This is a genomic window from Ruegeria sp. BG3, from assembly GCF_056538485.1.
On the sequence record NZ_JBQFTE010000002.1, the window covers coordinates 48,876 to 69,870 of the forward strand.

Below are 20,995 nucleotides of genomic sequence, written 5' to 3' on the forward strand. Positions count from 1 at the left end.
GCAAGTGCGCTAACCAGCGCCTTAGCCGCCCCAGATGACCTTCACGTAGTTCTGGGTTTCCTTGTAGGGCGGAATGCCGCCGTGTTTCTCAACGGCCTTGGGGCCCGCGTTGTAAGCCGCCAGTGCCAATGGCCACGACTTGAACTTGCGATACTGCCACGACAGATACCGCGCGCCCCCTTCAAGATTCTGCTTGGGGTCATGCGGGTTGACGCCCAAAAGCTGGGCCGTTTGAGGCATCAGCTGCGCCAGACCCAAAGCCCCTTTGTGAGATTTCGCTGTGGGATTCCAGCCACTTTCCTGCTGCACCAGACGCAAAAACAGCTCTTCCGGGATGTTATGCTGGCGGGCTGCCTGACGGGCAAGTGTCAGGTATTCACCCCGGTACTTCCCAGTATAGCGCTTGTCGAAACGCCCCTGCGCCACTTTCGGCTTAAGCCGCTCGGACCCGCGATACTGCGTCGCCGCGCGCGAATCCAACACTTTGGATTGCTTGAGGAATATGTCTTTTCTATTCTTGGTAGACAGCGTCTGGGCCTGCACCGGGGCCGTGGTCAGCAGCAGACACACACCGACAAAACCTAAAACCAAAGACCGCATAAATGCCTATCCTGCCCGATCCGAAAACAAGCGGAGTATATGGTCCCGCCGCTTGAATTAAAAGTGTGCAGAACGGGGCAAGCAGATTCTTGTCCGACACTGTGTCATCAACGTGTTTTCACCCTGATGCAGGCCGTATAGGGTCTCTGGCATATTCAGCGCCAGATTCGGCGCATTCAAGTGAAAACAAAGCGGGGAACTACATGGCGGGTTCAGTCAACAAGGTCATTCTGATCGGCAATCTTGGTGCCGACCCTGAGGTGCGGTCGTTCCAGAATGGCGGGAAAGTGTGCAACCTGCGCGTTGCAACATCCGAGACATGGAAAGATCGCAACACCGGTGAACGCCGGGACCGCACGCAATGGCATCAGGTCGCCATATTTTCTGAACCGCTGGTTCGGGTGGCAGAACAATACCTGCGCAAAGGCAGCAAGGTTTACATCGAAGGCCAGCTTGAAACCCGCAAGTGGCAGGATCAGTCGGGCCAGGATCGATACACGACCGAAGTTGCCCTGCGTCCCTATCGCAGCGAACTGACGATGCTGGACAGCCGCGGCGAAGGCAGTGGCGGCGGCTATGGTGGCGGTCAGTCGGGCGGCTATAGCGGTGGTCAGGCCGGTGGCGGCTATGGCGATCCTTACGGCGCACCGTCCAGCTCTCCTGCCCCTGCATCTGGCGGAATCGACGACGACGAGATTCCGTTCTAAACGAAACGGAGACACAACATGGCATGGTCCTTCGCTCTCGGCCGTCTTCTCGGGTCCGAACTGAGGGTCCATGTCACCTTTTTCCTGTTGTTGGCCTGGGTCGGATTTGCGGCCTATTCCAGCGGAGGTTGGCCCGCCGCGATCGAGAACCTGATTTTCGTTTTGGCGCTATTCGCCTGCGTTGTGGCGCATGAATTCGGCCACGCGCTCATGGCGCGCCGCTTCGGTATCAAAACCCCTGACATCACCCTGTTGCCCATCGGCGGTCTGGCCCGGTTGGAGCGTATGCCGGAAAAACCAATGCAAGAGGTCTGGGTGGCCCTCGCCGGTCCGGCCGTGAATGTCGCGATCTGGTTGGTTCTGGTGGGGTTTGGTGCCGGGATGCCCTTTGAGACGATCAGCCAGATCGATTCCGCAAATATCGGGATGCTGGACCGTCTCGCCTACATCAACCTTCTGCTGGCCGCGTTCAACATGATCCCTGCCTTCCCGATGGATGGTGGCCGCGTTTTCCGAGCCCTCCTCTGCCTTCGCCTGGACCGCGTTACAGCCACGCGCGTCGCGGCGCTGAGCGGTCAAATGCTTGCCGTTGGGCTTGGGTTTTATGGACTCAGCTCGGGCAATCCGATCCTCGTCGTGATTGCGGTTTTTGTGTTCTTCGCGGCCAATGCAGAAAGTCAGGATGTGGCGCTTCGCTCGGCCACGCGGCATGTTTTGGCGCGCGACGCGATGATTACAGAATTCCACGCGCTATCGCCTCAGGACACGTTGAACACAGCCGCGCAGGCCGTGATCCATACAACGCAACATGAGTTTCCGGTTTTGGACGACAAAGGCCACCTTCAGGGCTTCGTAACCCGCGATCATCTATTCAAGGCGCTGGCCGGCGACCACCCACGCTCTGACCCCGCCGTTTCGATCATGGAGCGTAACATCCCGCAGGTCGGCTTGACCGCTGGATTGGCAAAGGTTTTGGACGGGTTGCACAAAGGCGCGCCGGCGGTCGGCGTGATCAATCGCACCGGGCTTATGATCGGCTATATCACCCGTGAAAACATCGGTGAACTGATGGTGATCCGAGGACGCTGACCGCCCTCGTCAGGCGGTTGCCAACGCATCTTCCAGCACCGACAGGACGGCCTCACGCGGGACATCCGAAGTCACAAAAGCCTGACCTATCCCTCGCGCCAGAATGAAACGCAACTGACCGTCGATCACCTTTTTGTCCTGTGCCATCAGGTCCACCAAGGCCTCGGCTCCGGGAAGATCACCGGGAATATCGGCCAGATCAGTTTTCATCCCCATAGCCTTCAAATGCGCCCGCACTCGGCTTGGGTCTTCCTGCGAACACAGGCCCAGTCGTGCCGACAATTCAAAGGCCAGCGCGCAGCCGATGGCAACGCCTTCGCCATGCAGCAGCCGATCAGAATACCCCGTCGCGGCCTCCAACGCGTGACAGAACGTGTGCCCGAGGTTCAAAAGCGCGCGATCCCCCTGCTCGGTCTCGTCACGCGCGACGATATCTGCCTTCATCTGGACCGATCGCGTGACAGCACGCACCCGCGCGTCCATATCGCCTGAGGAGACATCGGTGCCGTTCCCTTCTAGCCATTCGAAGAAATCCGCGTCGCCGAGCAGCCCGTATTTGACCACCTCTCCATAACCCGACAGGAAATCACGCTGGGTCATGGTGCCCAGAACCGAGGTATCGGCCAGCACCAAGGAGGGTTGGTGAAACGCTCCGATCAGGTTTTTGCCCTGCGGCGCGTTGATCCCGGTTTTGCCACCAACCGAGCTGTCGACCTGCGCCAGCAACGAGGTCGGGATCTGAACGAAGCGCACACCACGGCGCAGCACAGCAGCGGCAAAACCTGCAAGGTCTCCGATCACACCGCCACCAAGGGCAATTACGATGTCCCGACGCTCGACCTTTTCGGCCAGAAGCCATTCGACCGCACGTTCAAAATGCGGCCAGCTTTTGGTCGCCTCACCTGCTGGCAAGGCCAGTGAGGACATCTCGATCCCCGAAGCCGCCAAACCGTCGCGCAGGGCCTCTAGATGAAGAGCGGCGACGTTCTCGTCAGTCAGAACCGCAACCTTCGGACGGTGCAGCAAAGGCGCGATCCGTACGCCGGATTGCGCCAGCAGGTCCGGGCCAATCTCGACATCATACGAGCGTTCGCCCAATTCCACATGTACGGTCTGATGCATTTATTTTCGTTCCAAAACATCGGGTCGGGCCAGCAGGGCGTCGACCACGCGGTCTACCATATTGTCGATCGAGGTCTCCCCGTCCGAGGCCACCGTCAGATCGGCCTCGGCATAGACCGGCACACGCGCCTCGTACAGCGCCTTCAACGTCGCATAGGGATCGTCCGTCCTCAGCAACGGTCGGGTATCCTTGTGGCGTACCCGGTTCCACAACACGTCAAGATCCGCCCGCAACCAGACCGAGGCACCCCGTTCGGTGATCATATCGCGGTTTCCCTCGGACAGAAAGGCGCCACCACCCGTCGATAGAATACCTTTCTGCTCATCCAGCAAGCGACCGATAACCTGGGTTTCCTTGGCGCGAAAAAACGGCTCTCCGTCGCGCTGGAAAATCTCAGGTATGGTCATATTGGCGGCTGATTCGATCTCGCCGTCGCTGTCGAGGAAAGGAACACCCAGCCGCGCCGCTAGTGCGCGGCCCACAGCGGTCTTTCCGGCCCCCATCATGCCCACAAGAACAACGGTTTTGTGCAGATCAAACCCGCCCTGTGTGCCTGCCGCGTGTGTGTTATGCTTAATTTCGCTCATTTCACCGTGAATGACGTGATCTTAAGAAAAATGCCAGTTATAACTTGGTCAAAACCAAAAATTGAGGCAGCGTGGCGCCATGGGCCGTTTGATCAAGTTCCTGATATATATTGTTTGCCTGGCCTTCATCGGGCTGGTGGCCTACGCCTATGTGGGTCCATATTTCGGCGCCGATTTCTCGGCCCCGCAAAGCGAAATCCGTGAACCGGTCACGTTGGATGTCGATTAAGCATGTGTTGGTCGCGCTGTCTCTGGCCGGAGCAGCGCAGGCGCAGCAGCCGCTGACTGCGATTGATTGGCTGAACGACCCGCCCGAGAACCTGCCGGGCACGGTGCTGCTGGAGCCTCCGGTCGCGCAGAACGGAGGCCAGCCTGCGGTTGAGGTCACGCCACTGGACGCGCTGTCGCAACCGATCGGTCTGGTGTCGTCGAGTGTAACCGGGCTACCCGTCGACCTCTGGCATGGCAGCGACCCCGAGCGGATTTCAGAACTGATTGCTCGCATCCCGGTCAAGCACAACCCGGCCATGCAGCGCCTGCTGTTCACCCTTCTTCTGTCCGAGGCCCGCGCGCCCGGCGGTGCGTCTGGGGAAGAAACACTATTGCTGGCGCGTCTGGACCGACTGATGCAGCTCGGCGCGGCGGACCCGGCGCAGTCACTGGTACAACTCGCCGGTCCAACGGACACGCAAGCCCGGTTCGAACGCTGGTTTGATGCAACGCTTTTGACTGGAGACGAAGATCGCAGCTGCACGGCGCTGATTGCCCAGCCCAACCTATCCAAGGACTATGCGGCCCAGATCTTCTGCAAGGCCCGCCGGGGGGATTGGCCCTCTGCCGCTTTGACGCTTGAGGCCGCCCATGCGCTAGAGCTGTTGCCGCCCGAGGAGCTGGACCTGCTCGACCGTTTCCTCAACCCCGACATTTTTGAGGACGCGCCTTACCTGCCCCAGCCCGAGGACCCGGATCCGCTGAGCTTCAGGTTGTTTGAGGCCATTGGGGAGCGTTTGCCCTCAGCCCCTCTGCCACGGGCCTTCGCCAATGCCGACCTGCGCGATGTGGCAGGCTGGAAGGCGCAGATTGAAGCCGCCGAACGCCTGACCCGAATTGGCGCGCTGACCCCGAACCAGTTGCTTGGTCTTTACACCGAACGTTCTCCGGCAGCTTCGGGTGCCGTTTGGGATCGGGTGGCCGCTGTGCAGCAGTTCGAAACCGCCCTTGAAACCGGCAATATCGAGGCGATTAGCAAGACCCTCCCCCTCGTCTGGAAACAGATGCGCAGCGTCGGGCTTGAAGTGCCCTTTGCCGATCTCTTTTCCGAACGCCTCTATAGGGTCGAATTGCAGGGGGCCGATGTGGAAGCCCTGCGCTGGCGTATCCTGATGCTCTCGGATTTCTATGAACGCGCAGCGATGCAGGCGCCGAACACAGCGGTTGAGACGCAGTTCCTCGCAGCTTTGGCGCAGGGTGATCCTGGTCGCGCTGTTTCGCCATCGCCTTTGGCAGATGCGGTCGCGCAAGGGTTCGCCTGGGCCGCGCCGGTGCCGTCGGACATCGAGGCCCTGCTGGACAATGGCCAACTCGGTGAGGCGATTTTGGAGGCGATGCAGTTGTTTGCCCACGGTGCCCGCGGCAATCTGGTCGACATGACCGCCGCTATCGCCGCCTTCCGCCGTGTCGGGCTTGAGGAAACCGCCCGCCGCGCTGCACTGAACTTGCTGATCCTGAACGAGCGCGGATGATGAGCGGCCCGGCATCAGATGAGCTGTGGATTTCGACCTTTCTGCAGGCGCAGGCCGCCGAATTGGGCGCGGCCACCAATACTCTGCTGGCCTATGGGCGCGATCTGAAGGATTTTGCCGCGTGGCTGGAGCATCGCAAAACCAGTTTCGAGCAGGCCGATCGTGACAGGATTGAAGCCTATCTGATCGATTGCGATGCGCAGGGCCTGTCCCGCGCGACCCGCGCCCGGCGGTTGTCGGCGATCAAACAACTCTACCGGTTCGCGTTCGAAGAAGGCTGGCGCGAAGCGAACCCGGCCATTCAGATCAAAGGCCCGGGTCGCAAAAAGCAGCTGCCCAAAACGCTGGACGTCCCAGAGGTCGACCGCTTGTTGGAGGCCGCCCGCCAGACCGGACGCAGCCCGGCCGACCGTATCCGTAACACCTGCCTGATGGAGCTTCTGTACGCGACCGGTATGCGGGTGACGGAGCTGGTCTCCCTGCCCGTCTCGTCGGCGCGCGGCGATCCCCGCATGTTGCTGGTGCTGGGCAAGGGCGGCAAAGAGAGGATGGTTCCCTTGTCTCCTCCGGCCCGCGATGCACTGGCCGTTTGGCTTGAAGAACGGGACAAGGCCGAGGATGCAAGTGTTGAAAAAGGCGGTTCCCGTTCGAAGTTCCTGTTCCCGTCGCGTGGCAAGTCCGGACACCTGACCCGGCACAGGTTCTTTCTGCTGGTCAAGGAACTGGCGGTTCAGGGCGGTGTCTCGCCCGAAAAGGTCACACCGCATACGTTGCGCCATGCCTTCGCCACCCATCTGTTGGCAAACGGGGCCGACCTGCGCTCTATCCAGACCTTATTGGGTCACGCAGACATCGCGACGACCGAGATCTACACCCACGTGCTGGATGAACGGCTGTCAGAACTGGTGCTGGAACATCACCCGCTGGCGAAAGACAAGGGTAGCAAGGGCTAACCCCTTGATTGCAAGGGTCCGCATCCCCATAACGGGTGCAGAAACACGAACAACCAAGGACCGATGGAACCCACATCCTCTCTGATCGACGGCGCATTCTGGTTTACCACTGGCGCTATCCTGCTTTTGCTTGTCCTTTCGGGCTTTTTCTCAGGCTCAGAAACAGCGCTGACCGCATCGTCCCGAGGAAAGCTGAGGGCACAGGCCGACAAAGGCTCTCGCGGGGCGCAAAAGGCGCTCGATATCACCGATGACAATGAGAGGCTGATCGGCTCGGTCCTGCTAGGCAACAACCTGGTTAACATCCTCGCGGCCTCGTTGGCGACGGCCCTGTTCACCCGACTGTTCGGCGAAAGCGGCGTGGCGTTGGCGACGCTGGTCATGACCCTACTGGTTCTGATCTTTGCCGAAGTTCTGCCCAAGACCTATGCCATCACCAATTCGGAAAAAGCCGCCTCTGCCGTGGCCCCGATCATCAGCGTCGTCGTCACCGTGTTCTCGCCCATTGTGGCTGCGGTACGCCTGTTGGTCCGCGGCGTCTTGCGCATTTTCGGTGTCCAGATCGACCCCGATAGCAACATCCTCGCCGTGCGCGAGGAAATCGCCGGCGCGTTGCAGCTGGGCCATTCCGAAGGCGTGGTCGAGAAAGAAGACCGCGACCGAATTCTAGGCGCGCTTGATCTGGGCGACCGTGCGGTTGAGGAGATCATGCTCCACCGCTCGAACATCGAAATGATCGACGCCGATGCAGAGCCGGATGCCATTCTGGAGCAATGCCTGCAAAGCCGCCACACCCGCCTGCCCGTCTTCCGTGACGAGCCCGAGAACATCATCGGTGTGGTCCACGCCAAAGACCTGTTCCGCGCGATGTACGCGCAAGTCGGCGGATCCGAAAGCAACTCGGACCGTTTGGCCGGGTTCGACATCACCAAAGTCGCCAACGATCCTTATTTCGTGCCGGAAACCACCACTCTGGACGACCAGATGCGAGAGTTCCTGCGCATTCGCAGCCACTTTGCCCTAGTGGTCGACGAATACGGCTCGCTGCGTGGGCTGATCACTCTCGAGGACATTCTGGAAGAAATCGTTGGTGAAATCGCCGACGAGTTCGATATCGAGGAAGAGGTTCCCGTAACTCGTACCGAGGACGGCCAGTTTTTGGTCGAAGGGGCCATGACCATCCGCGACGTCAACCGCGCCCTCGACTGGTCCCTGCCGGATGAAGAGGCGAACACCGTCGCTGGCCTTGTGATACATGAGGCGCAGATGATCCCTGTTGTCGGTCAGGTGTTTTCCTTCCACGGGTTCCGGTTTGAGGTCACCGCGCGCGAGGGCAACCGGGTGACGGAGCTGAAGATCAGGCCTCTCTAGGGTCAGGACCCATTCATCTTGCACCACTGGTTTGACTGATTTTGGTTCTGACTAGGCACTTCTCTGAAGGAATAGTGGTTCTATTTCAAAGGGAAGTAACGCAGCTCAGAAGCAAAATCAGTCAAATCCTTCGGACGTGCAAACCGCTGCAAAGCAGCGGCTTTGACCGCTTGGAATTGACGTCGCCAGTCCCGGCGCGATCAAAACCACTGCTTTTTTGCCGTTCACACGCCAGAGGCCCAAGATGAATGGGTCCTGACCCTAGCGCCGGACGACGTGCACGACATTTTTTGTCGTTTTTATACTTGCGCCTCCGGAGCCTCCGGTCAGACTTCCAGAAAATCTGGGAGTCTTTCATGAAACTGCAAACCCGCGTGGCGGTCATTGGGGGCGGCGTTGTTGGCTGCTCGGTTCTGTATCACCTGACCAAACTGGGGTGGTCCGACGTCATGCTGCTGGAACGGTCCGAACTGACCTCGGGCTCGACCTGGCACGCGGCGGGCGGGTTTCACACGCTGAACGGCGACACCAACATGGCGGCGCTGCAGGGCTATACGATCCGTCTGTACAAAGAGCTGGAAGAAATCACCGGCATGTCCTGCGGGTTACACCATGTTGGCGGGGTGACGCTGGCCGACAATCAGGATCGGTTCGACATGCTGCTAGCCGAACGCGCCAAGCATCGCTTCATGGGGCTGGAAACCGAAATCGTCGGCCCGGATGAGATCAAGAAAATCGCGCCGATCACCAATACCGACGGCATTATCGGCGCGCTTTACGACCCGCTGGATGGGCATCTGGACCCATCGGGCACGACCCATGCCTATGCCAAGGCCGCTCGGATGGGTGGAGCCACGATCGAGACGCATTGTATGGTGCGCGAAACCAACCAGCGGGCGGATGGCACCTGGGATGTGGTAACCGACAAGGGCACGATCCACGCCGAACATATCGTCAATGCAGGCGGCCTCTGGGCGCGTGAGGTCGGTGCAATGGCGGGTGTCTATTTCCCGCTTCACCCGATGGAACATCAATATCTGGTCACCGACTCGATCCCTCAGATCGAGGCCATCATCGACGCGGGCGGAGAGCATCCGCATGTGATGGACCCTGCTGGAGAGAGCTATCTGCGGCAGGAGGGGCGTGGCCTGTGCATCGGGTTCTACGAACAACCCTGCAAGCCTTGGGCCGTGGACGGAACGCCTTGGGAGTTCGGGCATGAACTGCTGCCCGACGACTATGACAAGATCACCGACAGTATTGAGTTTGCCTATCGCCGCTTCCCTGTTCTGGCCGAGGCCGGGGTGAAATCGGTGATCCACGGCCCGTTCACCTTTGCGCCGGACGGGAACCCTCTGGTCGGGCCGGTGCCTGGAATGCGCAACTATTGGTCCGCTTGCGGCGTCATGGCCGGATTCAGCCAAGGCGGTGGCGTTGGTCTGACGCTGGCGCAGTGGATGATCGAGGGCGAGCCGGAGCGTGACGTCTTCGCCATGGATGTAGCCCGCTTCGGCGACTGGATCAGCCCCGGCTACACCCGCCCGAAGGTCATCGAGAACTATCAGAAACGATTCAGCGTCGCCTACCCGAACGAGGAACTGCCCGCCGCGCGCCCCAATCGCACCACGCCGATGTATGACATCTTCAGCGATCTGGGCGCGGTTTGGGGCCAGCAATATGGGCTGGAGGTGCCGAATTATTTCGCGCAAGGTGATGAGCCGGGTTATGAGACGCCCTCGTTCCGGCGCTCGGACGCGTTTGACGCCACGGGGCGCGAGGTCCGCGCTGTTCGCGAAAACGTGGGTATCAACGAGGTCCACAATTTCGGTAAGTATCGCATATCGGGTCCGAATGCCCGCGCGTGGCTGGATCGGATCATGGCGGGGCGCATCCCTCAGCCGGGCCGCGTCTCCCTGACCCCAATGCTGTCGCCCAAAGGCAAGCTGATCGGCGATTTCACCGTGTCTTGCCTGAGTGAGACTGACTTCCGCCTGACCGCCTCATACGGCAGCCAAGCCTACCACATGCGTTGGTTCCAGCATAACGCAGCCGAGGGCGTCTCAATCAGCAATATCAGCGACCAGCTGAATGGCTTCCAAATTGCAGGCCCTAAGGCAACCGAGGTTCTGGTCGCTTGCACGCGCGAAGATGTCTCGACCCTCCGGTTCCTCGACGTGCGTCCAATGACGATCGGCATGACGGATTGCCTCGTGCAGCGGGTCAGTTACACCGGCGATCTGGGCTATGAGATCTATTGCGATCCGATGGCGCAACGACAGCTCTGGTGGACTTTGTGGGAGGCCGGACAACCCCATGGGATGGTCCCTTTCGGGATGCGCGCCATGATGTCCTTGCGTCTGGACAAGTTCTTCGGCTCATGGATGCGGGAGTTCTCACCAGACTACACAGCGGCAGAAACGGGACTGGACCGGTTCATCTCTTTCGCCAAGAATACAGATTTCATTGGCCGCGCAACGGCCGAGGCCGAGCGGCATAGTGGTACGGCTCGCAAACTGGTCGCCTTCGACGTCGAGGCTGAAGATGCGGATGTGAACGCTTACGAGCCGATCTGGCTGGACGGAGAGGTCGTAGGTTTTTGCACTTCGGGCGGCTATTCCCACTATGCCCAAACCTCCGTCGCGATGGGGTTCCTTCCGACGGACCGCATTAAGGACGGGCTGGAGGTTCAGATCGAAATCCTTGGCCAGATGCGGACCGCACGGGTGATCTCCACCCCGCTGTTTGATCCTGAGGGCGACCGAATGAGGGGCTGACAACGCTGCAACCGGACGGCATGTTGCCCGTATGACAGACATACCCACCATACTGCTTGCGGCAGGACAATCTCGGCGCATGCGCGGTGCAGATAAGCTACTACAGGCGGTCGACGGCATACCCCTTTTGCGACGATCTACCATGACAGCCTTGGAGGTCGGACCGGTGATCGTTTCGCTTCCTCCCCGCCCTCATGCCCGCTACGAGGCGCTGGACGGTTTGGACGTGCAGATGGCCCCAATCGCGGATGCGGCAGAAGGCATGAACGCCAGCCTGCGCGGCGCGCTGGCCAAAGTGGATGCCGCTGCGCCGGCTGTCATGGTTCTGCTGGCGGATTTGCCTGAGCTAACCTCGAACGACCTAAGAGCTGTGAAGAACGCGAGACACGCCAATCCCGACAATCTGATCTGGCGCGGAGCCACGTCGGCTGGCAAGCCTGGCCATCCCGTTATCTTTGATCGTCAGCTTTTTCCAGAACTTCGGAAGCTGACTGGAGATCAAGGCGCCCAATCCGTAATTCGCGCGCACAAGGACAAGGCTCACCTCACACGTCTTTCCGGCGACAATGCCCTGTTAGACCTCGACACACCCGAGGCATGGGCGGACTGGCTCAGAAAACGAGGGTCGTAAATGAACACGACCCGGTCGTTAAAGACCGGGTCGTGTGCCCAAAACAGGACTACCACTTTCAGCAATCAATAAAGCTAAACCAAATCACCTATACAGGTGGTTAGGCGTACAGCAGCTAAAACCTAAACAAGACCCCCTCGTTAACATGCCACCAGCGCTTTAAGACTGAGCAAGCCACGGGCACCCCCTAGTGCCTTTGGCTCCCCCTTCACTTGGGCATGTTTATATTTGCTGATCCGATCCTTCGAAACAACGTAAAATTGGAAGAAACGGTTAACGAGGGACGTCTCAGTTTGGTTTTTAGGCAACATCCCGTCGCGTCAAGATCAACCCTAAGGGGATTTCCGTTAGCTGAAGCTCCGACAACGGCCCCATTAAACGTGGTCTTATTCAATAATAACCATGTAATTGCAAGAATATAGTTTACATCGCCAGAATATTTTTCGGCTACCTTCTACTTTAGGTAGAGTACATAAAAACACCGCCAAACGGCCCGCCGTTTGTTCATGTTCAATATTCAATTCAACCTAATTCAAAGTTTGACAGCCAATTCAGCAACAATCCTCCGATTCGCAGTATGTCAGCAGGCCTGAATCCGCGAATCCCAACAGCGCTCCGCCGACACGGAACATGTGCTTTGTGGCAAAATTAAGTTTTCTTAATTCATCAGTCAGGAAAGACACAGATTGAAGGTTCATTTGCTGTTTCAACGCGCGCCTCAATTCGCGCGACGTGAACAGGAGACAAAAAATGAGCATCCGTAAATCCTCACTATTATTGCCGAGCAAATCCAGCTGGGTTGGCGCCAGTGCCTTAGGCGCAGCCCTTCTGGCCACAACGGCCCTGCCCTCGATGGCTGATGAAGCGCTGGCCGATCTGGTCGAGACGGTCTCGCCTTCGGTTGTGACCATTATTGCCGAACAGGACGCGGTCGCGACGCCTGCTCGGGGTCAGGACTTTGATCTAGAAAACCACCCCTTTGGTGAGTTCTTCAAAAGGTTCGGAGCGCCCGAAGGCTTCGACATGCCACAGCGCGGTCCGTCCCAGGGTCTGGGCTCCGGTTTTGTACTGGATGCCGAGGGTTACATCGTCACCAACCATCACGTGGTCGACAATGCATCAACCATCACAGTCCGTCTGAGCGACGACCGAACTTATGACGCCGAGGTCGTCGGCACCGACCCGTTGACCGATATCGCCGTCCTGAAGATCGAGCCTGAGGCTGAGCTGCAAGCGGTGACTCTGGGTGACAGCGACGTGATCCGCGTCGGTGAAGACGTCGTGGCCATCGGCAACCCCTTCGGTCTGAGTTCCACCGTCACCACCGGCATCGTGTCCGCCAAAGGGCGCAATATTTCGCAAGGACCATACGCCGAATTCATCCAAACCGATGCCGCCATCAACAAAGGCAATTCGGGTGGCCCACTGTTCAACATGGAGGGCGAGGTTATCGGCGTGAATTCAGCCATTTACTCGCCAAGCGGCGGTTCGGTCGGGTTGGGTTTCGCCGTCACATCCAACATCGTGGATCACATCACGACCGATCTGCGCGATGATGGAGAGATCAGCCGCGGTTGGCTGGGTGTTTCGATCCAGAATGTCAGCCCCGAACTGGCGGCTGCATTGGGCATCGACGCCTCGACCGGCGCGCTGGTGTCAGATGTCGTGACTGACAGCCCGGCAGATGGTGTACTGCAGCAAGGCGATGTGATCCTGAGCTTCAACAATGAACCCGTGGACAACAGCAGCGACCTGCCTCTCCTTGTGGGCACCACCAAAGTAGGCACCGACAGCGTTCTGACTGTCCTGCGGGATGGCACCGAGCAGCAGCTGGAGCTGACCATCGGCCAACACCAGACGGCGTCTGCCCAGACCGATGCGCCGGTCGAAGCCGAGGTATCGGGCACTTCGCTCGGCGTTACCGTTGCCCCTCTGACCGAAGCCGCACGTGCTGAAATGGGTGTGGGCGAAGGTATCGACGGGGTCGTCGTGACTGATCTGAAGCCCGATAGCCCTGCCGCCAAGGCCGGACTGCAGCGGGGCGACGTGATCGTCAAACTGGGCAGCCAGGAGACCGCTTCGCCGGATGCCCTTAAGGCGGCTTTGGACAGCGAGAAGACGGACCCTGCCCTCGTGCTGATCAACCGCGGTGGCAACCAGATCTTCGTGGCGGTTGAAATCGTCTGACCTCAGGCCCGCGCGCGCCACATGATGGGGAGATCTGGTGCGCGCCTCCTGGCGGATTGGTTTGTCCGCAATTCGCCGGGCGTGCCGGGTGCGCAAGGACGCACCCGGCTCGTGTTTTCCTCAGGCCATGTGCTTTGGCCAAAAATTGTGTTTAAATTCGAATAGAAAGGAGCCTCCATCATGAGCAGACGCCTGCTGATCGTCGAAGATGACGCGGATACACGGGACTTCATCGCGAAAGGATTCAGCGAAGAAGGCTATGTGGTCGAGGTTGCCGCAGATGGCCGCGAAGGGTTGTATCACGCCACTGACGGAGGTTTTGACGCCATTGTTCTGGACCGGATGCTGCCCGGACTGGACGGCCTATCGCTGATCAAGTCCATGCGCGCTGCCGGGCTGAAAACGCCTGTGCTGATGCTAACCGCCATGAGCGCCGTTGATGAACGCGTCAAAGGGCTACGTTCGGGCGCGGATGATTATCTGGTCAAGCCGTTTTCGTTCCAGGAACTTCATGCACGGATCGAGGCACTGCTGCGCCGTCCGCAGGACGCCGAAGAAACACCGACCCTGACCTGCAAGGACCTTGAGATGGATTTGCTGACCCGCAAGGTCACACGTGACGGGCACGAGATCTCACTGACCCCGCGCGAATTCCAGATCCTTGAATTCTTCCTGCGCCGCAAGAACCGCGTTGTGTCACGGACCATGCTGCTCGAGGGCGTTTGGGACTATCACTTCGACCCGAACACAAACGTAGTGGACGTCCACATCTCGAAACTGCGGCGTCAACTGGACGAAGGCGGAGATGTACCGCTGATTGAAACCGTCCGGGGCGCGGGTTACATGATGTCTGATGGATAACCTTCGGCTTTCGGTAAATAATTCCAGAACAAGACTTGTCGTCGCCAGCATGGTTCTCAGCACCATTCTGACGGCGACGGTGCTGGCTTTGGTCTATGTGACGGCCAATCGCAGCATCGAATCCGAAACACGCTCGGTCGTTTCGGCAGAGCTGACCGGGCTTGCCGATGAATATGAGCGGCGCGGTCTCATTGGCCTTATCACCGCCATCGAACGCCGCCTGCCCAGTGCCTCGGAACGTGACGCGCTTTATCTTTTGACCGACCGGTTCGGCAACAAACTGGCGGGCAATCTCAAGCAATGGCCGGAGGACATCACGGCGGGCAGTGGCTGGGTCGATCTTGAGGTGCGCCGCGCCGACAATGACGAGCTGGTGCCTGTTTCTGCCGCCTCGATCCGCCTGCCCGGTGGCGAGCGCCTTATCGTCGGGCGTGATGCCGTTGCCCGTCAGCAATTTGACCGCGTCCTGCTGCGCTCGGTCGCGCTGGCACTTGGGATTGCCCTGCTTCTCAGCCTATTGACCGGATGGCTGTTTACCCGGCTGGTCTTTTCGCGCCTGTCCGATATTGCCAACACGGCGGAGAATATCGTCTCGGGTGATCTGTCCCGCCGGATGCCTATACGCGGCACCGGAGATGAGTTCGATCAGGTCGCCGGGACCTTGAACACAATGCTCGACCGGATTGAAGAGCTGATCAGCAACCTGCGCACGACCTCGAACTCGATTGCGCATGACTTGCGATCCCCTCTTTCCCGGTTGAAACAACGGGTTGAGGCGCTGTCCGACCCGGACAAAAGCGATCTGGACCGCGAGATCGACATCGCCCGGGCCACCACCGAGGTCGATCATGTCTTGCGCGTGCTGGGGCAACTGACCGAAATCTCACGCGCCGAGGCCGGGCTGGGGCGCGAACAGTTTGAGGATGTCGATCTGCACCAACTGGTTGCGGATGTCGTGGACCTCTATGAGCCGGTTGCGGCGGATCAAAATGTTCGGCTTGAGGTTTCAGGTCAAGCCAAGCCCATTCAGGGCCACCGCCCCCTTCTGTCGCAAGCCTTGTCCAACCTTCTGGACAACGCGTTGCGCTATGCGCCAGAGAACTCGACCATCACCGTATCCCTTACAGAGGACACCACCTGCACCCGCGTCAGCGTGCGCGATGAAGGGCCGGGCGTTCCGGATCAGGACCTTCCTCGCTTGCAACAGCCTTTCGTAACGCTCGACCCTGCGCGGACTGAGCGCAATGCCGGGCTGGGCCTTGCCTTGGTTGCTGCAATTTCACGGATGCATGGCGGCGCGTTCGAGGCTCGCAACTGCGATCCCGGCCTCGAAACTACGCTGAAACTGGCGCGCTAAATCGGGCGTCCGTTGATCGCCATGTTCTTGTTTTTATAGCGCTTATCCTCGGTCACATCCGCACCGAACCACGCAGGCGGCGTGTAGCCTTTCGCATCTTGCTCCGAGGTGAATTCAACCTCAACCAGACACAACGGCGCCAGATCGCCCTCAAACACGTCCAGTTCAAACACATGCCCATCCGGCAGCGTGCCTGTGTATCGCACCTTCTCAACCCGCCGCCCCTCGGTCTCGGGCCAGAAGGTTTCAAACTGATCGGCTGAAATCTCGGCCTCCCGCTCGACCCGAACCAAACCGCCCGCGCCTTTGAGGGTCAGGAAATAGCTGTCATTCTTCTGCCGCAGCCGCATCTCAACCGAGTCCTCACTGGCCGTCAGATAACCCTGCCGCACCACGGCCTTTTTGGTTCCAGCCAGATCGGGCAGTTCAGCGACCAAAAATTTGCGTTCGATTTCGATGCTCATTTCGATGCAACCACCCCGTTTTCCAATTCATCATAGAGCGCCTGATAGGCTTCACTGGCCGCACTGCGTGCAGCATAGGTGCTGACCGGAGCGCGGTGCTGGCCCATTTTCTCGATATCCGCGGTGAAGGGAATCGAGGTCTGCAGAAACCTTTTGCGGTATAGCCCCCGCATCTTCTCCATCGTCTCCTGATGCAAAATCTTGCGCTTCTGCACCATCGAGAAAAACGCCCTCAGCTTCTTTTTCCGCAGCTTGTGCTCGTCGAAAAAGCCGACCAGTTGATCGAAGGTACGTTCCGAGAGCGTCGTCGGGATCACCGGCACGACAATCTCATCAGCAGCGCGGAAGATGTTCTCGGACAGGGTTGAGAAGTTCGGCGGGCAATCCAGAATAATCACGTCATAATCGCTGCCTGCCGCGACCAGAGCCTTCTTCAAACGCGAGCGCTTGTTGCGCATCCTGGACAGGAACACGTCGAAATCGCGAAATGTCAGGTTGGCGGGCAACACGTCCAGACCTTCGAAGTCACTGGCTCGGATGGCCTTGGTAAACCGTTCCACATCCTCAAAAAAACGCGCGTCTGTCAGTTTTTTCGACGGCTTGACCCGGAAATAAAAACCCGACGCCCCCTGCGGATCAAGATCGCACAAAAGCACCTGCTGACCCGCCTGCGCATAGGCGTAGGCGAGGTTCACCGAGGTCGCGGTCTTCCCGACCCCGCCCTTGTTACTGTAGCAGGCAATGATCTTCATTCCTCACTCCTTTGTGTGGTGAAACAGGCTGCGGAAAAGATGCCGGATCTTCGGGCTGTCGAAATGCTGAAAGTTTGAAATCACGCGCGCACGTTCGGCCTTTTGGCGTTGGTCGAGAACTGCGATTAGGCCACCAGCGGCCAAACCAAGCTGCGCGTCCACGCGGCCTTGGGCGGTGCTTTGGTCGGTAACAAACGCCAGCAGCGCCTCTTGCTGGACCGAGTAGTCGTTGAACAGGCCCAGGTTATCTTGCAGCTTTTTCAGAGGCTTGAGGATCGTTTTGAAGTCCTTTGCATTGAACAGAGGCCCGAAGAACTCCATCAGATATCGCAGTTTCTTGCAATCGATCCGCAGGTCGTGGACGGTTTGGTCTGGCGTCTCGTCACTAATACTGCGGGCGAGTTTGCAAGTCTTGCGATAACGTTTCCAGATTAGCGCGCAGGCATAACTATAGGCTCCGCGATCAGCGCTCGGCCCGGGTATCAGGTTTTCAGGGCTTGCAAAATTCTGCGCCAGATCGGTCATTGTAGTTTCGTAGGCGGCACTGCGCAAATGGCGGGACAGACGGGAAAGTTCCCGCGCGCGCTCTTGTTCAAACCGGTCGAACATGGCCTGCACACCGGCATGAAGATTTTCCGGTACGAGTCTGAGATACATACCTTTTTCCAGAAGGTAGACATCTAAATCCCGCAATCGCCCGGTTGGGGCCATCAGGTCCGAGAAAACCCGTTTCAACTCTGCCGTCTGCTGATCTGAAAACACCCCTTTGAACAAGCTCACGACTGAGCGGATGCGCCGCAAAGACACTCGGTAGTCATGAAGAAATTCGGTATCAATATCCGCCACTATGCCAGCTTCATTCTGACGCGCGACGCTGAGGTAGGTCCGGATAAGGTCCGTCGCAACCTCCAAAGAGGGTTCTTGCGTGCCGAGCGCGATCTCCGGTTTGGCACGGTAACGCATCATGTCTGGGAACAAAACGTCGAACAAGTCGTCAATACCGCCCGAAGACATCCTCTCAAGACTGTCACAGGCCGCAGCAAAAGCGCGATCATAACCGCGCAGTTTTTGCAGCCAGACAAACGCCACCTGCCCGCGATCCGTGCGCAGCGACAGGGTATGCCCTCGAACCTGCGTCTTTTGCAGATCGTCGAGAATCGCGAGCGTGCCTTCATCGAACTCACCCGCGCCAATCGGCGTCAGGGCGCGCAAAGTAGGAAAGCCGCTCAGCGCCGCCTTCACCGGACCTTCAGGGAGGTTCTGTACGAATTGCCCCTTGCCGTTGGCGTGCTGCTCTGAGACCTGCCCCTGCATCGAGACAAGCCGCAAGCTCCCTCTGTTCTCGAGCAATACCCGGCCAGAGCTGCGCAACGACTGATCGTGACAATCGAGCATAAGGACCGGCGCGGCGGTGCCCATCTCGATATCGACAGTGTGATTGGGCAAACCGCGCTCGAACGCGGCCTGATCAAGCCCGCCGGGGAGGATGAAGAATCCGTTTGTTCCCTGCGACACGCCTTACCCCTGCCCGATCCTTCTACATATCGTCATGAGACCGTGAATCGCGCGCTGCATCAAGAACAAGATCAACCAAACCGGGGTTTTGTGCGGGTGACAGGTCAAAACCGTCCGGCTAAAACCAAGGCATGTCTGATCCGGTCTCCTCCATCCGCAACCTCGGCCCCGCCTTCGAACAGGCTTGCACCCGCGCGGGTATTCATTCGGCGCAGGAGCTGCGAGAACTGGGTGCCGACGCCGCCTATGCCAAGCTGTTGGCCGCAGGCACAAGACCACATTTCATCGGCTACTATGTGCTGGTGATGGGGCTGCAGGGCCGCCCTTGGAACGACTGCAAGGGCGAGGAGAAAAAGGCGCTAAGACAACGGTTTGACACGATCAAATCCGGCACCAGGGCGGCCCCGAAAAGCCAAATGGTCTCAGACTTGGATGCCATCGGAGTGCGGGTTGCAGCCCACGATCTGAAGCAGATCTGAAACGAAAAAGGCCGCCCCAATCAGGAGCGGCCCAATCTGTTCACCAAATCGGCGGCTTAGCCGACCAGTTCGATGCCCGAGAAGAAGTAGGCAATCTCAACCGCAGCGGTTTCCGGAGCGTCCGAACCGTGGACCGAGTTTTCGCCAACCGATTCCGCGAACTCGGCGCGGATTGTGCCGGCCGCTGCGTCTGCAGGGTTGGTTGCGCCCATGACTTCACGGTTCTTTGCAATGGCGCCTTCGCCTTCCAGAACCTGAACAACGACCGGAGCCGACGACATGAATTCGCACAGTTCGTCATAGAACGGACGCTCGGCGTGGACTTCGTAGAACTTGCCGGCTTGTTCTTTGGTCATGTGGATGCGCTTTTGCGCAACGATGCGCAGGCCGGCCTCTTCGAACTTGGCGTTGATTTTGCCAGTCAGGTTGCGGCGGGTTGCATCGGGTTTGATGATTGAGAATGTGCGTTCCAGTGCCATGTCGGCCTCTCCTTACAATGTGGCGCGGGGTCCGCGCCGAAATCCATCGCGCGCCGCCTAACATGGTCTGTGGCTCATGAAAAGCCTTATGATGCCTTGCCCCGCGCTTTGCGGTTCAGGTTGTTTCAGGCAAAGGCTCTAGACGGTCGACGCGGCGGACATAGAGCACCGCAAGCAGGCCGATGAAACTGCTGCCGCTCATCATGCCCAGAACCAGATACGGACCGTTTTCAGCGTTGACAAACGCTCCGGTCATTGAGGTCAGCACAGCCCCCAGTGCCACGATCATCGCTCCCGAAAGCCCAGCGGCGCTACCCGCCAGTTTCGGGCGCACCGACATGACGCCAGCCGACGCGTTGGCGTTGGTCAACCCGTTGCCAAACCCTACGCAGATGGCCGAACCGAAGAATACCCAGACCGAGCCCATCTGACCCAGAAACAAAAGCAACCCCAGGAAAGGGCCCGTCGAGGCCACAATTCGCCCGATTAGGATCATCGTGGTCAGCCGGGTCCGTGCAGCAATGCGACCGGTGATGAAATTGCCCACCATGAAGCCGCCGGTGATGATGCCAATGCCTAGACCCAGCATCGCGGGGCTCAGATCGAACCACGCTGCAGCCACTAAGGGCGCACCGGTGATAAAGCTGTAGAACCCCCCAATTGAGAACGCCGCGCATAGGGCATAGCCCCAGAACCTGCGGGCACGGAACAGGTGCGGGTATTCTCTCAGCTGCGCAGCAAACGTTGAGGAGCGATTGGTATTGGTCTCACCCATATCGAACCAAAGCAAGGTCAACAGTCCCGCCCCCAACAGAGAATACAAAACAAACCCGGCCCGCCACCCGAAAAGCATATCAAGCGCCCCGCCCAGCATCGGCCCGAGCATCGGTGCGAGGGCCATCGCCATAGCGACATAGCCAAGTTTGCTGGCGGCTTCATTCGGTGGGTACTGATCCCGGATCGACGCGCTGGACAAGACTGAGCCCGCCACCACAGCCGCTTGCAACAGGCGGAAGCCAAGGAATAGCCAGATCGACTCGGCGAGCGCGCAACCGATTGAAGCGCAAACAAAGATCGTCATAGAGGTCAACAGCACAGGTCTGCGTCCATAGCGATCCGACAATGGCCCCATGATCAGCTGAAGTATGGCCGAAACCGCCAGATACCCCGCGACTGACAGGTTCACGAGACCATAGTCGACCGCGAAATCCTCGCTCATATGCGCCAGCGAAGGCAGGAACATATTCAGCGAAAGAACCGACAGCGCCGTAGCAAAGATCAGCGTGATCAAAGTTGGAGGCGTCTGGGCGGCGCGCATGGTCAA

The 20,995-nt window shown here is 59.0% G+C and carries 20 protein-coding genes; 12 read left to right on the top strand and 8 right to left on the bottom strand.

What is annotated here, in order from left to right; genetic code table 11:
- Positions 1-21 precede the first annotated feature (21 nt).
- Entirely contained in the window at positions 22-600 is a 579-nt protein-coding gene (locus tag ACR0AI_RS03875; protein ID WP_209250627.1) for a lytic transglycosylase domain-containing protein, read from the bottom strand.
- Positions 601-803: 203 nt separating this feature from the next.
- On the opposite strand from ACR0AI_RS03875, the gene ssb reads away from it, so the two are divergent.
- Positions 804-1,307 (top strand): single-stranded DNA-binding protein, encoded by a 504-nt coding sequence (gene ssb / locus ACR0AI_RS03880; protein ID WP_170677777.1) that lies wholly within the window; start codon positions 804-806, stop codon positions 1,305-1,307.
- A gap of 18 nt (positions 1,308-1,325) precedes the next feature.
- Positions 1,326-2,396: a site-2 protease family protein gene (locus tag ACR0AI_RS03885; RefSeq protein WP_480671728.1), complete on the top strand. Its 1,071-nt coding sequence runs from the start codon at positions 1,326-1,328 to the stop codon at positions 2,394-2,396.
- 9 nt (positions 2,397-2,405) lie between these two features.
- On the opposite strand, the gene aroB is transcribed toward ACR0AI_RS03885, so the two are convergent.
- Both aroB and ACR0AI_RS03895 read right to left on the bottom strand, forming a co-directional pair.
- A complete protein-coding gene (aroB, locus tag ACR0AI_RS03890; RefSeq protein ID WP_480671730.1) occupies positions 2,406-3,518 on the bottom strand; it encodes a 3-dehydroquinate synthase in 1,113 nt (370 codons plus the stop codon).
- The gene (locus tag ACR0AI_RS03895; RefSeq protein ID WP_480671732.1) at positions 3,519-4,106 is read right to left on the bottom strand and encodes a shikimate kinase; all 588 of its coding nucleotides are present in this window, start codon (positions 4,104-4,106) and stop codon (positions 3,519-3,521) included. It lies immediately after the preceding gene.
- 79 nt (positions 4,107-4,185) lie between these two features.
- On the opposite strand from ACR0AI_RS03895, the gene ACR0AI_RS03900 reads away from it, so the two are divergent.
- The 9 genes from ACR0AI_RS03900 to ACR0AI_RS03940 all read left to right on the top strand — a co-directional run bounded on the left by ACR0AI_RS03900 (position 4,186) and on the right by ACR0AI_RS03940 (position 15,982).
- Positions 4,186-4,335, top strand: coding sequence for a hypothetical protein (locus ACR0AI_RS03900; RefSeq protein ID WP_170376734.1), 150 nt, complete (start codon positions 4,186-4,188; stop codon positions 4,333-4,335).
- Positions 4,325-5,848, top strand: a complete 1,524-nt coding sequence (locus ACR0AI_RS03905) for a hypothetical protein (RefSeq protein ID WP_480671734.1) — start codon at positions 4,325-4,327, stop codon at positions 5,846-5,848. Before ACR0AI_RS03900 ends, ACR0AI_RS03905 begins: the two co-directional genes overlap by 11 nt.
- Positions 5,848-6,801, top strand: coding sequence for a tyrosine recombinase (locus ACR0AI_RS03910; protein ID WP_170677764.1), 954 nt, complete (start codon positions 5,848-5,850; stop codon positions 6,799-6,801). Before ACR0AI_RS03905 ends, ACR0AI_RS03910 begins: the two co-directional genes overlap by 1 nt.
- Before the next feature lie 63 nt (positions 6,802-6,864).
- Positions 6,865-8,172 carry an HlyC/CorC family transporter gene (locus ACR0AI_RS03915; protein WP_170376728.1) on the top strand — a complete coding sequence of 436 codons (1,308 nt, stop codon included), beginning with the start codon at positions 6,865-6,867 and terminating at the stop codon, positions 8,170-8,172.
- 356 nt (positions 8,173-8,528) lie between these two features.
- Positions 8,529-10,946 (top strand): GcvT family protein, encoded by a 2,418-nt coding sequence (locus tag ACR0AI_RS03920; protein ID WP_480671736.1) that lies wholly within the window; start codon positions 8,529-8,531, stop codon positions 10,944-10,946.
- A 31-nt stretch (positions 10,947-10,977) separates the two neighbouring features.
- Positions 10,978-11,577, top strand: a complete 600-nt coding sequence (locus tag ACR0AI_RS03925) for a nucleotidyltransferase family protein (protein ID WP_480671738.1) — start codon at positions 10,978-10,980, stop codon at positions 11,575-11,577.
- 750 nt (positions 11,578-12,327) lie between these two features.
- The gene (locus ACR0AI_RS03930) at positions 12,328-13,764 is read left to right on the top strand and encodes a DegQ family serine endoprotease (RefSeq protein ID WP_480671740.1); all 1,437 of its coding nucleotides are present in this window, start codon (positions 12,328-12,330) and stop codon (positions 13,762-13,764) included.
- A 180-nt stretch (positions 13,765-13,944) separates the two neighbouring features.
- The gene (locus ACR0AI_RS03935; protein ID WP_170376721.1) at positions 13,945-14,625 is read left to right on the top strand and encodes a response regulator transcription factor; all 681 of its coding nucleotides are present in this window, start codon (positions 13,945-13,947) and stop codon (positions 14,623-14,625) included.
- A complete protein-coding gene (locus ACR0AI_RS03940) occupies positions 14,618-15,982 on the top strand; it encodes a sensor histidine kinase (protein ID WP_480701256.1) in 1,365 nt (454 codons plus the stop codon). Before ACR0AI_RS03935 ends, ACR0AI_RS03940 begins: the two co-directional genes overlap by 8 nt.
- On the opposite strand, the gene ACR0AI_RS03945 is transcribed toward ACR0AI_RS03940, so the two are convergent.
- Genes ACR0AI_RS03945 through ACR0AI_RS03955 form a run of 3 tightly spaced genes read right to left on the bottom strand, consistent with a single transcriptional unit; the run spans position 15,979 to position 18,713 of the window.
- Positions 15,979-16,446, bottom strand: a complete 468-nt coding sequence (locus tag ACR0AI_RS03945; protein ID WP_480671744.1) for a CYTH domain-containing protein — start codon at positions 16,444-16,446, stop codon at positions 15,979-15,981. The genes ACR0AI_RS03940 and ACR0AI_RS03945 overlap by 4 nt on opposite strands.
- On the bottom strand, positions 16,443-17,198 hold the full coding sequence (locus tag ACR0AI_RS03950) for a ParA family protein (RefSeq protein ID WP_480539752.1): 756 nt from the start codon (positions 17,196-17,198) through the stop codon (positions 16,443-16,445). The genes ACR0AI_RS03945 and ACR0AI_RS03950 overlap by 4 nt, the downstream gene beginning before the upstream one ends.
- 3 nt (positions 17,199-17,201) lie before the next feature.
- Positions 17,202-18,713 (bottom strand): CHAD domain-containing protein, encoded by a 1,512-nt coding sequence (locus ACR0AI_RS03955; protein WP_480671747.1) that lies wholly within the window; start codon positions 18,711-18,713, stop codon positions 17,202-17,204.
- Positions 18,714-18,844: 131 nt separating this feature from the next.
- Between ACR0AI_RS03955 and ACR0AI_RS03960 the strand changes: the two genes are divergently transcribed.
- The gene (locus ACR0AI_RS03960; protein ID WP_480671749.1) at positions 18,845-19,192 is read left to right on the top strand and encodes a TfoX/Sxy family protein; all 348 of its coding nucleotides are present in this window, start codon (positions 18,845-18,847) and stop codon (positions 19,190-19,192) included.
- 56 nt (positions 19,193-19,248) lie between these two features.
- On the opposite strand, the gene ndk is transcribed toward ACR0AI_RS03960, so the two are convergent.
- Entirely contained in the window at positions 19,249-19,671 is a 423-nt protein-coding gene (ndk, locus tag ACR0AI_RS03965; RefSeq protein ID WP_155143779.1) for a nucleoside-diphosphate kinase, read from the bottom strand.
- 115 nt (positions 19,672-19,786) lie between these two features.
- Positions 19,787-20,989, bottom strand: a complete 1,203-nt coding sequence (locus ACR0AI_RS03970) for a multidrug effflux MFS transporter (RefSeq protein ID WP_170718131.1) — start codon at positions 20,987-20,989, stop codon at positions 19,787-19,789.
- Positions 20,990-20,995 lie beyond the last annotated feature (6 nt).

Excerpts from the sequence above, each read along its gene's own strand:
- ACR0AI_RS03970 (WP_170718131.1), bottom strand. The coding sequence starts at position 20,989 with ATGCGCGCCGCCCAGACGCCTCCAACTTTGATCACGCTGATCTTTGCT.
- ACR0AI_RS03935 (WP_170376721.1), top strand. The coding sequence starts at position 13,945 with ATGAGCAGACGCCTGCTGATCGTCGAAGATGACGCGGATACACGGGAC.
- ACR0AI_RS03945 (WP_480671744.1), bottom strand. The coding sequence starts at position 16,446 with ATGAGCATCGAAATCGAACGCAAATTTTTGGTCGCTGAACTGCCCGAT.
- ACR0AI_RS03885 (WP_480671728.1), top strand. The coding sequence starts at position 1,326 with ATGGCATGGTCCTTCGCTCTCGGCCGTCTTCTCGGGTCCGAACTGAGG.
- ACR0AI_RS03875 (WP_209250627.1), bottom strand. The coding sequence starts at position 600 with ATGCGGTCTTTGGTTTTAGGTTTTGTCGGTGTGTGTCTGCTGCTGACC.
- ACR0AI_RS03910 (WP_170677764.1), top strand. The coding sequence starts at position 5,848 with ATGAGCGGCCCGGCATCAGATGAGCTGTGGATTTCGACCTTTCTGCAG.
- ndk (WP_155143779.1), bottom strand. The coding sequence starts at position 19,671 with ATGGCACTGGAACGCACATTCTCAATCATCAAACCCGATGCAACCCGC.
- ACR0AI_RS03900 (WP_170376734.1), top strand. The coding sequence starts at position 4,186 with ATGGGCCGTTTGATCAAGTTCCTGATATATATTGTTTGCCTGGCCTTC.
- ACR0AI_RS03930 (WP_480671740.1), top strand. The coding sequence starts at position 12,328 with ATGAGCATCCGTAAATCCTCACTATTATTGCCGAGCAAATCCAGCTGG.
- ACR0AI_RS03915 (WP_170376728.1), top strand. The coding sequence starts at position 6,865 with ATGGAACCCACATCCTCTCTGATCGACGGCGCATTCTGGTTTACCACT.
- ACR0AI_RS03905 (WP_480671734.1), top strand. The coding sequence starts at position 4,325 with ATGTCGATTAAGCATGTGTTGGTCGCGCTGTCTCTGGCCGGAGCAGCG.
- ACR0AI_RS03925 (WP_480671738.1), top strand. The coding sequence starts at position 10,978 with ATGACAGACATACCCACCATACTGCTTGCGGCAGGACAATCTCGGCGC.
- ACR0AI_RS03920 (WP_480671736.1), top strand. The coding sequence starts at position 8,529 with ATGAAACTGCAAACCCGCGTGGCGGTCATTGGGGGCGGCGTTGTTGGC.
- ACR0AI_RS03960 (WP_480671749.1), top strand. The coding sequence starts at position 18,845 with ATGTCTGATCCGGTCTCCTCCATCCGCAACCTCGGCCCCGCCTTCGAA.
- aroB (WP_480671730.1), bottom strand. The coding sequence starts at position 3,518 with ATGCATCAGACCGTACATGTGGAATTGGGCGAACGCTCGTATGATGTC.
- ssb (WP_170677777.1), top strand. The coding sequence starts at position 804 with ATGGCGGGTTCAGTCAACAAGGTCATTCTGATCGGCAATCTTGGTGCC.
- ACR0AI_RS03950 (WP_480539752.1), bottom strand. The coding sequence starts at position 17,198 with ATGAAGATCATTGCCTGCTACAGTAACAAGGGCGGGGTCGGGAAGACC.
- ACR0AI_RS03940 (WP_480701256.1), top strand. The coding sequence starts at position 14,618 with ATGGATAACCTTCGGCTTTCGGTAAATAATTCCAGAACAAGACTTGTC.
- ACR0AI_RS03895 (WP_480671732.1), bottom strand. The coding sequence starts at position 4,106 with ATGAGCGAAATTAAGCATAACACACACGCGGCAGGCACACAGGGCGGG.